The organism is Streptomyces hesseae, from assembly GCF_031845785.1.
In the GTDB taxonomy this organism is placed as follows: domain Bacteria; phylum Actinomycetota; class Actinomycetes; order Streptomycetales; family Streptomycetaceae; genus Streptomyces; species Streptomyces hesseae.
In genome coordinates this window covers 82,565-95,146 of record NZ_JAVRFI010000009.1, presented here as the reverse complement: position 1 = coordinate 95,146, position 12,582 = coordinate 82,565, and the positions used below count along the sequence as shown (strand labels likewise).

Here is a 12,582-nt window from a genome sequence, read left to right as displayed (position 1 = left end):
TAGGCGCGTGACAGGCGGGCGGAGTGGTCCACTTCCCCTTGAAGAACGTGGGCCACTCCGCCGTTCGGCCCCTATGAGGCCGGGGGATCAGCCGCCGTACGGGCGGGTGATGATCTCCATGAAGTGGCCCGCGGGGTCCGGGAAGTACACGCCCCGGCCACCGTCATTGGTGTTGATCTCCATCGGCCGCTGCTGACGCGGATCGGCCCAATAGGTGATCCCGGCTTCCTGGATGCGCGCGAACGCCGCGTCGAACTCCTCCTCGGAGATGAGGAAGGCGTAGTGCTGCGGCGCGACGGGCGCCCCGGGCGGAACGGGGGCGAAATCGAGAGTCACGCCGTTGGCGAGGACGACGGGGACGAACGGTCCCCACGGCTCACCGATTTCCAGCCCGAGGATGTGGGCGAAGAATTCCGCCGACTCGCGGTTGTCCTTGGCCGCGACGATGGTGTGGTTCAGCTGAACTGACAAGGTGTAAGTGCCTCCGAGGGCATCTCGGGCACCTCCACGCCTCACCCGGCCGGTGACCGACGCGCGATGCCGTGGCGCGAGCCTACCCAAGATCGAATCAGGGCTGGTAGGACCCGGGCTGGACGCGCGTCGAGACGCTGATGCGGTTCCAGGAGTTGATCACGATGATGGCGGCGATGAGGTGCGCCAGCTCCTCCTCGGAGAAGTGGCGCGCGGCGCGCTCGTAGACCTCGTCCGGGACGAAGCCGTCCGTGAGGACCGTGATGGCCTCGGTGAGGGCGAGGGCCGCCTGCTCCTTCTCGGTGTAGTAGCCGGTGGCCTCCTCCCAGGCGTTGAGGAGGTAGATGCGCGCCTCCGACTCGCCCGCCTTACGGGCGTCCTTGACGTGCATGTCGATGCAGAACGCGCAGTGGTTGAGCTGCGAGGCGCGGATCTTCACCAGCTCGCCGATGACCGGGTCCACGCCCTGGTTCGCGGCCTTCGAGAGGGCGAACATCGCCTTCCGGACCTCGGGGGCGTGCTTGTAGAAGTCCATGCGGGGGCCGTGCTGGTGGGCGCTTGTCTCGGGTGTCGTCGTCATGCCACCGACGCTACGCCAGGGATAGCCCAGCGGTATGGTCCATTCCCATGGAGAAAACGTGGGCCATTTCCGGGGTGGACCTCCACCTGGACCTTCCCCGCGCGGTCGCGGGAGCCGAGGCCGGAACGGGCATGGGCACGGGCACCGGCGCGGGGGAGCGCGGCGTGCGCGCCTCGCTCACCGACGCGCTGCGCGAAGCCGTACGCTCCGGGCGGCTGGCCCCCGGTACCCGGCTGCCCTCCTCCCGCTCCCTCGCCGCCGACCTCGGGCTCGCCCGCAACACCGTCGCCGACGCCTACGGCGAGCTCGTCGCGGAGGGCTGGCTCACCGCCCGGCAGGGCTCCGGCACCCGGGTGGCCGCCCGCACCGCGCCACCCCGCCCGGCCCCCGCCCACCGTCGCGCCACCCCGCCCCGCACCCCGCCGCCGCCCGTCCACGACCTGCGCCCCGGCCCCTGCGACGTGTCCTCCTTCCCCCGCGCCGCCTGGCTCTCCGCCGCCCGCCGCGCCATGGCCGCCGTCCCCCACGAGGCCTTCGGCTACAGCGACGGCCGGGGCCGCCCCGAGCTGCGCGAAGCCCTCGCCGGCTATCTGGCGCGGGCGCGCGGCGTCCGTACGACCCCCGAACGCATCGTGTTGTGCGCGGGCTTCAGCCAGGGGCTCGCCCTGCTGGGACGAGTGCTGCGGCAGCGCGGCGTGAAGTCGATGGGCGTCGAGTCGTACGGACTCTGGATCCACCACGACATCATCGAACGGGCCGGGATCCGGACGGCCCCGCTGACCGTGGACGGCCACGGCGCGCGGGTCGCCGAGCTGGACGACGAGGCGCGGCGGAACGTCCGTTCCGTTCTCCTCACCCCCGCCCACCAGTTCCCCACGGGCGTCCCCCTCCACCCCGACCGCCGCGCCGCCGTCGCCGACTGGGCCTCCCGCACGGGCGGCCTGATCGTCGAGGACGACTACGACGGCGAGTTCCGTTACGACCGCCAGCCCGTCGGCGCCCTCCAGGGCCTGGCCCCCGAGCACGTCGTCTACTGCGGCACCGCCAGCAAGTCCCTAGCCCCCGGCCTGCGCCTGGCCTGGCTCGTCCTCCCCGAACACCTCGTCGCCGACGTCGTGGACCTGCGACGCACCGGCGAATGGGGCATGGGCGTCCTCGATCAGCTCACCCTCGCCGAGTTCATCAACTCCGGTGGCTACGACCGTCACATCCGTGCCATGCGCCTCCACTATCGCCGCCGCCGCGACGACCTCGTCTCCGCCCTCGCCCGGCACGCGCCCCACATCCGCGTCACCGGCATCGCCGCCGGCCTCCACGCCGTCCTCGAACTCCCCCTGGGCACCGAGCACGCCACCGTCCAGGCCGCCGCCTGGCGGGGCCTGGCGGTGCAGGGCCTGAGCGCCTTCCGCCACGCGGCCGTGGACGAGTCCGCCCCCTCCCCGGTGCCGGACGGCCGCGACGGCCTGATCGTGGCCTATGGCACCCCCGCGAAGCACGCCTTCGCGGGAGCGCTGGAGACGCTCATCGACGTCCTGCCGGCGCTCTAGCCGTTCGTCGGGCGAGCACCGACATACCGCTTGGTCGCCCGTAGTCCGCACAGCACCATGCCGGCCACCGAAAAGCCGCAGAAGGCGAGCATGGCGGGTGGTCCGGTCCACCACCCCACGTCGGGGGGTTCCGAGAACAGCCCTCTGATCAGGGCGAGCCCGAACAATCCGAACGGGGGCAAGAACTGGGCCTGCAAGGTCTCCGCCGGGCCCGGCCGGCCCTGGAGCAGTCCCCGCCCGTTCCGCAGCATGGCCAGACCGAACCACGCCCCCAGGGAGGAGAACACGACTCCCAGCCAGCCGCCGAGCCAGCGGTTCTGCCCCGGCTCGGCGCCGAAGATCCACCACACCGTGTGCAGCGTGATCCAGACGCACCCGCCGCAGATGAACGCCCCGTAGAGCAGCCCTATGAGCCCGGCGGCCGTGGCCGTGGCCGGCCGGCTGCGGTGGGGCCGCTCATCGGGTCGGGACTCTGAAGACTCCATCGCGATGACTCCAACCGCCGGATGATGCGCCGAGGTTAATGAGGGCCTTGTGGGGGTGGGATCTCGACGGCCGAACGTAAACGTGTCATTGACGGCTGTGGCGAGGGTCGTTATCGCCTCGGGTCGATCAACTGCGGCGTTCAACCGCGCGCGTGATCGGGAAGCGTGCCGGATTTACGGCTTCCGCGTCAGGAAGGTAACAAGATCATTGTCATGCTCCCGTTCGCTGCGCTGTGATCTGCGGCGGAGACCGCCGGGAGTCGGCAATCTCCGGATGACCGAAAGGAACACGAGCGTGTACAAGCGCTTCACGGCCGCGGCGACTGTCTCGGGCCTCGCGGCCGCACTCGTCATGGCGGCCTCGCCGGCCAACGCGGCTCCGGCTGCCGACACCAAGTCCGTGGTGGCCAAGCAGGACCAGGCGGCCGCTTCGGCGCCCGCCGCCCCGTTCGGCGGCACGACGACCAACTTCTGCGCCCGGCTCAGGGTGAACGGTCAGAACAAGAGCTGGGAGATGCACTACGACAAGGTCGACCACTCCTTCGCGGTCTGGGCTCCCGGCATCAACCGGACCGTCTACTGCAAGGACCCGTCGTTCAACAACTACGACTGCCTGGCCGCCACCGAAGGGCTGGTCTTCACGCTCATCGGTGGCGGTGTCGCCTGGCGCGCCGCTCTCTCGCTGGCCGGTGGCGGGGCGCTGAGCGCAGCGGCGATCTGGCAGTCCTGCTGAGAGGTGACGCGGGCAGCCACGCCTGCCTCACCCAGCGGAAATCCGCGTGTTCAGCAGCACTGCATGGTGAACATCGCTTGATCGAAGCGGCCGGCGGCCAGGTCCTCGGGGCGTATGAGCCAGTAGAGGGCGCCGCAGTCGCCCCACATCATGTCGGCGGCGTCGTCGGTGTCGATCTGGGCGAGGAGCGTCCAGCGCCCGGCCTCCTCGGTGACGCGCGGGTCGCTCCAGGGGATGTCGCCGCCGTCGCGGTTGAGGAAACCGTGGGCGATCTCGTACTCCACGGGGTTCTGGACGGGGTTGGCATGGCCGCCGACGAGATGGTCGGCGTCCCGCTCCAGATCCCACAGCGCCTCGACGAACGCCTCGGCCTCTGCCGGGTGACCGTTGCCGTCCTTGACGACACCGTCGCGGTACAGAGCCGAGACGAAGTCCGGGTGCCAGGAGTCGGGCGCGGTCCACTCCACGCGGGCCGTCAGCGGCACCTCCTGGTACGGCTCGAACTCCACGTCCTCGTCGTCGACGACGGGCCACGCACGCTCGGCCACCTCGACGCCGGCCGGGACGTGGACGACCCGGGCGCCCGCCCACGTCTCCGGCTCCTTGGGCCAGACCAGCGCGTCGCCGTCGTCGATCTGCCCGTCGAAGTAGAAGAACGACAGCGTCCCGTCGGCGGGCAGCGCTATGTCCAGCGCGTCCTTGGGCAGCGCGGCACAGTCGACGGACGCGATGAACGACAGCGGCCCGTGCCCCTCCCACACCGGCCACGCCATGTCCTCCGGCAGCTCGGGCAGCCCGCCCAGCCGCCCGACCACCACGTCCTCCGCCCCCGGCTCCGGGGTCGCCACCAGCCGCGCGGCCGGGCGCAGAAGGGAAATCCAGCGCTCGGCGAGGTCGGCGGGCAGAAGCGTCCGGGCGAGGTCGTGCAGCGTGCTCTCAGTCATGTGGACGATGATGCACGACCCCACTGACAATCACGTCTGAGCTGCGAGGATGTCCCGGATCGCGGCCATGCCGCGTCTGGTGGCGGCGATGGCGCCGGAGGCGTCGTCAGCGGCCGCCTCCGTGCGGCACTGGCGGCACGCCGCCTCATTTGTGACCGGGCGAAACACGCGTCCGCAGCCGCCCGCGCAGGAGCGCAGGGGATTCGGTGGGGGCGTCGGCTCGGGCGCCGGGTCCGGCATCTTGCGCGTGAGCCGGTCGCGCGTCAGCCCGGCGGGGGACCGGACGACGTCCGGGAGCCCGGACGTCAGCGCTTCTCGCAGCTCGGCGAGGGTCGCCCCTCTGGCCAGCCACTCCGTCGCGAGCGGCGCGAGCGCGCGAATGTCCCGCCCGGAGAGGCGGAGCCTCCGTTCGGAGCGAGTGACGGAGGTCAGGGCGTCCGCGCCGCGATCGGTTGGCGGGAGGGGAGGGTTGGGGGTCTCCTCCCCGGTGTTTCCCTGGGGATGACCGACGGCTTGGTCGGCCGGACGACCGGGGGCCGGAGGAGCGGCCGTCGGCGGGCACTGCTCGTCCCGGATGGCCAGCGCCTCGGCCGTCGTCAGCGGGACATTCGATACGAGCTGTGTCGTGGACCAGCGTCCTCGGGGCCCGGAGAGCTTCCACTCGTGGACGTATCCCTCGGCGAGCAGTTCGCGCTTGGCGCGGCCGAAGGCGGTCTTCCTGATCCCGGCGCGCCGGGCGGACTCGGAGAGGGACTCGTCGACGCCTTCGGGAAGCGAAAGCTGCCATAGGAGGAGGCACTTGGCGTCGGAGGAGAGGCGGGGATGGCGGATGATCTCGTTGGAGATCTGGGTGTAGAAGCGCGTGGGCGCGATAACATGCCGGAACATCTTGAGGGAGGCCTTTTCCCTTGAAGGTGTAGACCCCCGGATTGGTGTTGCGAGCACCGCCGGGGGTCGATTCGTATGCGCCGAAACGTACTCCACGGGGGCGTGCCGAAGGGCACGTTCCGGTGCTCCAACACCCGTACGGTTACTAATGGGTCAGCCGTGCGATACGCGCTGATGGACGCCCATGGCGGTGGCCATCGCCATGGCCATGCCCTGGTTTCCGTCGCGCACGGCCATGGCTCGGCTCCGCTTGATGGTCCGGCACTCCTCGCAGGACGGCGGAGGGCCCGCGTAGGCGGTCAGCGCGGCGGTGAGGAGCTGAGCCTCGTAGCCGGTGAGCGCGTCGTCGATGACGATGAACATCTGTCCGTCGGAAGGTCCGTGGGGAACGACCTGGACCGTACAGCCGTGAGCTTTGAATGCGTCGGAAAGCTCGCGTGCCGTGCGCGCGGCGGCGTGACGGATGTTGTCGTATGGCATGGGTGGGCTACCTCGGTCGTGGTCTGTTGCTCCGGTTCCGGTTCTCAGCATCGGGGCGTAGGGCTACGCTCACCAGGGGTAACGGCTTTCGGTACGACAAGACGAAAACGGGTGGTCGCCTCCATGCCTGCGCCCAAGGAACTCGACCCGTCCAGCTCCCTACCGGCCTTGTACGGAACGAAGTTGCGCAAGCTTCGTGTGCGGGCTGGTTGGACGCAGAAGGAATTGGCGGAGAAGGTCTTTCTCTCCCATAGCCGTATCGCTCAGTTCGAGCTGGCAAAGGAGACGCCGGCGGAGGAGGTGTCAGCGATGCTCGATGCGCTCCTGGGAGCGGATGGTGACTTGCACGACCTTTGGGCGCACTTGCAGCGACTGCCACCGTCGGACGCGTTCCGTAAATACAAGGAGTACGAGGCCAAGGCCACCGCGATCCATCAATATCAAGCGCATTGCGTGCCAGGGCTGCTCCAGACGGAGGCGTACGCGCGCGAGGTGATGATCCACGCCCTGCCGTGGGCTTCTGAGGAAGAAATCGACGAATGGGTGGCTGTCCGAATGGCCCGGAGCGGTGTGCTCAGGAAGGAAGCTCCACCGCTGCTGTGGGTCGTGTTGGACGAGGCGGTGATTCGTCGGCTGGTCGGAGGGCCATCGGTCATGCGCGCGCAGATGGCCCACCTGCTGAAGATGTCCAAGGAGCCCCGCATCGAAATCCAGGTGCTGCCGTATGCGGCAGGCAGTCATGCGGCCATGGGCGGGTCGCTGACAGTCCTGTCCTTCGACAACGCCCCGGATTTCGTGTATCTCGAAGGCGGGACCGCCCTGACTGACATGGTCAGGGATCGCAAGGCGGTAGCCCGCCACTCCCACCGATATGACCTAGTACATGCGTTGGCGCTGCCACCAGCCGAGTCCAGAAGGTGGATCGAGAAGGCGATGGAGGAATTCAGCACATGGGACTCGAACTGAGTGAGGCGACTTGGCGCAAGTCGACGTACAGCGCCGCGCATGAGGAATGCCTGGAGGTCGCCGACCTCATACCCGGCGACCTCATACCCGTCCGCGACAGCAAAGTCCCCACAGGGCCCGCCCTGTTCCTCCCGGCCGGGGCCTGGGCCACGTTCGTACGTGCCGTCAAGGCGGACGCGGCCTGAAGTCAGGCTCAGGCGGTGTGCGGGGTGAACGCCACGCGCGTGTCCTCGACGTCGACGGAGACATCCAGCTTCGCGTCGAGCGCGGCAGCAAGAACGCGGAGGAGCGGGAACGTCGGCGCCGTGCCGCCGCCTTCGATCCGTTCGATGTCCGCGAGGGATATCCCGGTCCGTTCGGCCAGGGTGCCCTGGTCGATCTCCAGGGCCATCCGGCGGTCGTAGACCGCCTGGCCCAGAGCGATGGCGGCGCCCGCCTCGACGTACGCCGGATCGGCCCGGTGTGCTTCCGGAATCTTCCATGAGGTGTGGTGCCCCGCGCTCACAGTGACTCCTGACTGCTCCACCGCCGGGACGTTAGGGGCAGAGCCCGCGCTCGCTGATGGAATCACGCGGCGATCGCCTGATCGGGTGACTCGGGTCGGCGCCCCCGGGCACCGGATTCGTAAGCGCGATCGATCACTCCGCGCCGTAATCGCCTTGGCGACATCCCGCCCTAGGCGGCGCCCGGACGCGCCGCAAGGGTGGAGGGCGTGCGCCGGCGGCGGTCTGCCGTCGGTGGAAGTGGACCGTGAGAGAAGGGACGTCTCGCCCATGCCTCCGATCCCGATCAGGCCTGGCATCTACAAGATCCACGCGCACATCATCGGTGCGTCCTCCCTGGTGACGGCCACGGAGCACGCCGTGAAGCACGGCGCGCCCGTGATCGTCGACCGGCTGAACCCGCTCCCGATCGAGCAGGAGTGGATCATCGAGCCCGCCGAGCCCGTACCCGGCTCGCCGTATGTGATCCGCCTCGCCAGCCACGACACCGCCGGTCTGGTGATCGCCGAAGACAAGCTCTTCGTCAACAACGTGTCCCGCGCCGAGCTGGCGAAGTTCACGTTCGAAGGCGTGCTCGGCGGCGTCAAGATCCTCAACGAGAAGGGCCTCGCCCTGCGGGCGGGTCACCGTGGTGCCCAGATCGAAGTCGTGCCGCCGAAGCCGGAGTTCCAGGAGACCTGGACCCTGGAGCACGCGCGCGGGATCGACCAGGACTAGCCACTGGCCACACCCCAGGCGTGGGGCGGGGCGATCGGCGGCCTTACGGCCGACCGGTCGCCCCGCTGTCGTTGCCGACGACATGGCAGCGCCTACCCCACCCGCCTCGGCCTCACACCTGCTGAATCCGTCCGCCGGAAGGGCAACGGTCACTCCTCCGCCGGTGCCTCCCCGAACCGCGCCAGCGCCAGCGCGCCCGCCACCGCCAGCGCGAAGCCCGTCACGGCGAGCGGCAGCAAGCCCTCCCGTGTGCGGTCGCCGAGCCAGGCGACGCCCACCCAGGACGGGCCGAGGGTCTCGCCGATGACCATGCCCGCCGTCGCGGCCGTGACCGAGCCGCGCTGCAACGCGGACGTCAGGAGCAGGAACGCCGCTCCGCCGCCGATCAGCAAGGCATAAGCAGCGGGGTTGGTCAGGACGGCGGAGGGCGCGAAGTCGTCGATCAGACGCACCGAGACCTCGACGACGCCGAAGCCGAAGCCCGCGCCCAGGCCCAGGGCCGCCGCCCTCGCCCGTCCCCGGGCCCGGCCCGCCGCCGCGCCGAAGGCGAGGACGCCCACCGCCGCGACCAGGACACCGACGCGTAGCGCGGTGTCGCCCGTACCCGTGCCCTCCGCGCCGGAGGACAGGCCCAGCATCGCCAGCCCGCCGCACACCACCAGTACCGCTGCCCACTCCATGCCGCTGAGCCGCACGCGCAGCACGCGTGAGGCCGTGACGGCGGTGACGGCCAGGCTCGCGGCGAGGGCGGCGCTCACCGCGTAGATGGGCAGGGTGCGGAGGGCGACGAGCTCCAGCAGGAAGCCCACGCCGTCCAGGGCGAGCCCGGCGAGGTAGCGCCACTGACGCAACGCCCGCATCAGGAGCATCGGATCGACGCCGGAGCCCGTGCCGGGCGCGGTGGCCCGGGTCGCTACGGCCTGGAGGACGGACGCGGTGCCGAAGCAGACCGCCGTGCCGAGTGCGCAGAGCATGCCGAGGATCACGTCTCCGACTGTAGGGCGAGGGAGTCTCCCGGAGCCTGGGCCTGGACCCTAAAGTCGACTCGTGCTTTCACTGGTCGTGGCGCCCTGGCGGCGCGCTCCCGTCGTCGAGCGGAACCCGGACGTGCCGCATGACGCGGCGAGCACGATGAAGGTGGCCGTGCTCGCGGCGCTCCACCGCGGCGGGGCCGACCTGGACAGGCGGATTCCGGTCGTCAATCGTTTCGTCTCTGTGACGGGAACCGCCTCTTTCGCCAACGAGCGGTCCTACGACAGCGACGACGAGCCATGGGAACTGCTCGGCGGCACCGCGTCGTTGCGCTGGCTCGCCGGGCGGATGGTGACGCACTCCTCCAACCTGGCCACCAATCTCTGCCTCGCCGAGGCCGGCCGCGAGGCCGTGGCCCGCGTGTGGGAGCGGGCGGGGGCGCGCGGCAGCGATACGCCGCGCGGAATCGAGGACGCGCCGGGGCGCGCGGCGGGTGTGCGCAACCTGGCCACGGCGGGGGATCTGGTCCGGCTGCTGGAGTCGCTGGAGCCGGAGCTGCTCGCCCTGCTGGAGGGCAATGTCCACCGTGTGGACCTGGCGGCGGGGCTGCCGCCGGGGACCCGGCTGGCGGGGAAGAACGGCTGGTTCCCCGGGGTGCGGCACAGCGCCGCTGTCGTCCACCCGCCCGACGCCGGGCCGTACACGATCGCCGTCTGCTACACCGGGCCCCTCGCCAATGGGGAGGATGTCGACGACCCCGCCGCCCGTCTGCTGGCACGGATCTCCGCACGGGTCTGGGAGGCCCGGCACACCCTCGCGAAATGATCTTCCGTACCCCGGTTTAGGGTGGACGGACTTTCGAACTGTTCACGCGACGGGGGCGTCAGCGCATGGAGAAGAAAACGCGACGGCGTTTGCGGTCCAGCACGGTCATATTGGGCGGAATGGGCGTGCTCGCCACCGCCCTCACCTCCTGCGGATCCGAACCGGACAAACGCTGCGTCGACCGCAACAGCTACGAGGCGGGGAAGGGCTACAAGGTCCTCGACTCGAAGTCCTGCAAGAAGAGCGGTGGCAGCGGCGGTCACGCCGCCGGCACCTGGTACTACAACTCCGGCGATTCCGGCAGTCGCGCCAAGACCGGAACGTTCGACAAGAGCAAGGCCGTTTCCCGGGGCGGATTCGGCTGTTCCTCCTCCAAGGACCATTCCGGTTCGAGCGGCGGCTGATCCTGGGACATGCGCCGCCATCGCACCACCCCTCGCCCCGGCTGGCAGAACACCGTCGAGGAACAGGGCCTGATCTATCCGCTCACCCGCGAGCCGGACGGCTCCCTGCGGCCGTACTGGGACGAGAGCGCGTACTACTCCTTCACGCTGCCCGAGATCGAGGCACTGGAGGACGTCGTCGAGGAGCTCCACACGATGTGCCTGGCCGCGGCCGCGCACATCGTGGAACGCGACCGCTTCGCCGACCTGGGCCTCACCGACCCCCGGCTCATGGCCCTGATCGGCGAGTCCTGGCACCGGCGCGATGAACTCCCCTCCCTCTACGGGCGCTTCGACCTCCGTTACGACGGGCGCGGCGGCCCCGCGAAGATGCTGGAGTACAACGCCGACACCCCGACGTCCCTCGTGGAGGCGGCCGGTCCGCAGTGGTTCTGGATGGAGGAACGCTTCGCCGGCGTTCCCGACGCCGACCAGTGGAATTCCCTCCACGAACGGCTCGTCGACACCTGGCGCCGCCAGGCGGGCCTGCTGCCGCCCGGCGCGCCCGTGCATTTCGCGCATTCCATCGGCGATGAATTGGGCGAGGACCTGATGACCGTCGCCTATCTCCGTGAGACGGCGGAACAGGCGGGCATCGCGACGGACGTCATCTCCATGGAGGACATCGGCTGGGACGGCCTCTCCGGCCGTTTCGTCGACAAGAAACTCCGTTTCATCCGGGCCTGTTTCAAGCTCTACCCCTGGGAATGGCTGGCGGAGGACGACTTCGGCCCGCACGTGCTCGACACGCTCGACAACGGCGGCGGTACGGGTTCCACGCTGTGGATCGAACCGGCGTGGAAGATGCTGCTGTCGAACAAGGCACTGCTGGCCGTGCTCTGGGAACTCTTTCCCGGGCACCCGAATCTGCTGCCCGCCTATCTGGACGGCCCCCGGGAACTCGCGCGCGAAGGCGGCTGGGCCGCCAAGCCGCTCTTCGGGCGAGAGGGCGCGGGCGTCACCCTCCACCCGGCCGGGGAGGCGGTCGGGGAGACGGCCGGGGAGGCCCCCGCGACCCGGGACGAACCCTGCTGCTACCAGGAACTCGCCCCGCTCCCCGACTTCGACGGCAACCACGTGGTGCTGGGCGCCTGGGTGGTCGACGGCGAGCCCGCCGGTCTGGGCATCCGGGAGTCGTCGGGCCTGGTCACGGACGGGTACGCCCGCTTCGTCCCCCACGTGATCCTCCCGGAGGGGTGACCGCACCGCCCCCACCGGGCCGGCGCGTCGCCTCCACCAGCCACCCCGAAAGTTCCCGCCCGCCCGGCAGCCACCGCCCCAACTCCTCGCCCACCTCGGCGAACGACCGCACCCCGGCCCGCCACCCGAACCCAGCGAGCAGCGCCCCGGGGTCGTCCGTCCCGTACCGCCACGGCGCGCCCCACTCCGCCATCAGCCGCAGCAGCGGGCGGGCCTCGGGGGCGGAGAGGAACGCGGCGGGCACGAAGTCGGTCAGGAGCCGGCTGCCCGGCGCGGACAGGGCCGAGATCCGGTCGAGGAGCGCGAGCACGTCCGGCTCCGCCAGGTACTGGTTCAGCCCTTCCGCCAGCCAGCACGTCGGCCCGTCGGCCGCCCGGAACCCCGCGTCGGCCAGGGCCTCGCCCCAGTCGGCCGCCGCGAGGTCGACACCCACGCCGACCCGCCGGCACGTCGGCCTGACAGCGCCGCCCAACAGCCGTTCCTTGCGGGCCAGGACCTCCGGCCGGTCCAGCTCGTAGACCGTCACATCGCCGGACAGCCCCAGCCGGTACGCCCGGGTGTCCATCCCCGCCGCGACGATCACGAGCCGGTGGGGACCCCCGTACCCCACCGCGCTCTTGACCGCCTCGTCGAAGAACCGCGTCCGGACCGAGAGCAGCGGCGTGTCGCCGAAGTCGTCCAGCAGGGCCATGCCCGGAGGCCCGGCCAGGGCCGCGGCGAACGGGTCGCGGAAGAGAGCGTCCGCCCTGGCCGATTCACGGGCCCGCTGCGCCGCGGTGAGCAGCGCCGTGCGCGCGACGGGATCGAGTTCGTCGTGTTGCTTCATGC

The 12,582-nt window shown here is 70.5% G+C and carries 17 protein-coding genes; 8 read left to right on the top strand and 9 right to left on the bottom strand.

The window, feature by feature from the left end; genetic code table 11:
- Positions 1 to 87: 87 nt before the first annotated feature.
- Together RM609_RS16425 and RM609_RS16420 are read right to left on the bottom strand one after the other, a co-directional pair.
- The gene (locus tag RM609_RS16425; RefSeq protein WP_311611594.1) at positions 88 to 471 is read right to left on the bottom strand and encodes a VOC family protein; all 384 of its coding nucleotides are present in this window, start codon (positions 469 to 471) and stop codon (positions 88 to 90) included.
- Positions 472 to 568: 97 nt separating this feature from the next.
- Entirely contained in the window at positions 569 to 1,051 is a 483-nt protein-coding gene (locus RM609_RS16420; RefSeq protein WP_311611592.1) for a carboxymuconolactone decarboxylase family protein, read from the bottom strand.
- A gap of 47 nt (positions 1,052 to 1,098) precedes the next feature.
- On the opposite strand from RM609_RS16420, the gene pdxR reads away from it, so the two are divergent.
- Entirely contained in the window at positions 1,099 to 2,598 is a 1,500-nt protein-coding gene (pdxR, locus tag RM609_RS16415; RefSeq protein WP_311611590.1) for a MocR-like pyridoxine biosynthesis transcription factor PdxR, read from the top strand.
- On the opposite strand, the gene RM609_RS16410 is transcribed toward pdxR, so the two are convergent.
- A complete protein-coding gene (locus RM609_RS16410; RefSeq protein WP_311611589.1) occupies positions 2,595 to 3,083 on the bottom strand; it encodes a hypothetical protein in 489 nt (162 codons plus the stop codon). The two genes, pdxR and RM609_RS16410, sit on opposite strands and share 4 nt — an antisense overlap.
- A 274-nt stretch (positions 3,084 to 3,357) precedes the next feature.
- Between RM609_RS16410 and RM609_RS16405 the strand changes: the two genes are divergently transcribed.
- Positions 3,358 to 3,816, top strand: a complete 459-nt coding sequence (locus tag RM609_RS16405) for a hypothetical protein (RefSeq protein ID WP_311611587.1) — start codon at positions 3,358 to 3,360, stop codon at positions 3,814 to 3,816.
- Between the two features lie 50 nt (positions 3,817 to 3,866).
- Here RM609_RS16405 and RM609_RS16400 read toward each other — a convergent pair whose 3' ends face one another.
- From RM609_RS16400 to RM609_RS16390, 3 genes are all read right to left on the bottom strand, one after another.
- Positions 3,867 to 4,760, bottom strand: coding sequence for a YwqG family protein (locus RM609_RS16400; RefSeq protein ID WP_311611586.1), 894 nt, complete (start codon positions 4,758 to 4,760; stop codon positions 3,867 to 3,869).
- 30 nt (positions 4,761 to 4,790) lie between these two features.
- Complete coding sequence (locus RM609_RS16395) at positions 4,791 to 5,648, bottom strand: hypothetical protein (RefSeq protein WP_311611584.1); 858 nt, start codon at positions 5,646 to 5,648, stop codon at positions 4,791 to 4,793.
- 153 nt (positions 5,649 to 5,801) lie between these two features.
- On the bottom strand, positions 5,802 to 6,011 hold the full coding sequence (locus RM609_RS16390; protein WP_311611583.1) for a hypothetical protein: 210 nt from the start codon (positions 6,009 to 6,011) through the stop codon (positions 5,802 to 5,804).
- A 240-nt stretch (positions 6,012 to 6,251) separates the two neighbouring features.
- Here RM609_RS16390 and RM609_RS16385 point away from each other — a divergent pair, with 240 nt between their 5' ends.
- Together RM609_RS16385 and RM609_RS16380 are read left to right on the top strand one after the other, a co-directional pair.
- A complete protein-coding gene (locus RM609_RS16385; RefSeq protein WP_311611581.1) occupies positions 6,252 to 7,094 on the top strand; it encodes a helix-turn-helix domain-containing protein in 843 nt (280 codons plus the stop codon).
- Positions 7,079 to 7,279 carry a DUF397 domain-containing protein gene (locus RM609_RS16380; RefSeq protein ID WP_311611580.1) on the top strand — a complete coding sequence of 67 codons (201 nt, stop codon included), beginning with the start codon at positions 7,079 to 7,081 and terminating at the stop codon, positions 7,277 to 7,279. The genes RM609_RS16385 and RM609_RS16380 overlap by 16 nt, the downstream gene beginning before the upstream one ends.
- 8 nt (positions 7,280 to 7,287) lie before the next feature.
- On the opposite strand, the gene RM609_RS16375 is transcribed toward RM609_RS16380, so the two are convergent.
- On the bottom strand, positions 7,288 to 7,599 hold the full coding sequence (locus tag RM609_RS16375; RefSeq protein WP_311611578.1) for a helix-turn-helix domain-containing protein: 312 nt from the start codon (positions 7,597 to 7,599) through the stop codon (positions 7,288 to 7,290).
- Between the two features lie 268 nt (positions 7,600 to 7,867).
- On the opposite strand from RM609_RS16375, the gene RM609_RS16370 reads away from it, so the two are divergent.
- Positions 7,868 to 8,314: a hypothetical protein gene (locus RM609_RS16370; RefSeq protein ID WP_311611577.1), complete on the top strand. Its 447-nt coding sequence runs from the start codon at positions 7,868 to 7,870 to the stop codon at positions 8,312 to 8,314.
- Between the two features lie 149 nt (positions 8,315 to 8,463).
- On the opposite strand, the gene RM609_RS16365 is transcribed toward RM609_RS16370, so the two are convergent.
- Entirely contained in the window at positions 8,464 to 9,288 is an 825-nt protein-coding gene (locus tag RM609_RS16365) for a hypothetical protein (protein WP_311611812.1), read from the bottom strand.
- Between the two features lie 73 nt (positions 9,289 to 9,361).
- On the opposite strand from RM609_RS16365, the gene RM609_RS16360 reads away from it, so the two are divergent.
- The 3 genes from RM609_RS16360 (at position 9,362) to RM609_RS16350 (ending at position 11,754) form a co-directional block, all read left to right on the top strand.
- Complete coding sequence (locus RM609_RS16360) at positions 9,362 to 10,111, top strand: serine hydrolase (RefSeq protein WP_311611575.1); 750 nt, start codon at positions 9,362 to 9,364, stop codon at positions 10,109 to 10,111.
- A gap of 65 nt (positions 10,112 to 10,176) precedes the next feature.
- A complete protein-coding gene (locus RM609_RS16355) occupies positions 10,177 to 10,515 on the top strand; it encodes a hypothetical protein (protein WP_311611573.1) in 339 nt (112 codons plus the stop codon).
- 9 nt (positions 10,516 to 10,524) lie between these two features.
- On the top strand, positions 10,525 to 11,754 hold the full coding sequence (locus RM609_RS16350; protein WP_311611572.1) for a glutathionylspermidine synthase family protein: 1,230 nt from the start codon (positions 10,525 to 10,527) through the stop codon (positions 11,752 to 11,754).
- Here RM609_RS16350 and RM609_RS16345 read toward each other — a convergent pair.
- Positions 11,702 to 12,580, bottom strand: a complete 879-nt coding sequence (locus RM609_RS16345; protein WP_311611570.1) for a class I SAM-dependent methyltransferase — start codon at positions 12,578 to 12,580, stop codon at positions 11,702 to 11,704. The genes RM609_RS16350 and RM609_RS16345 overlap by 53 nt on opposite strands.
- Positions 12,581 to 12,582 lie beyond the last annotated feature (2 nt).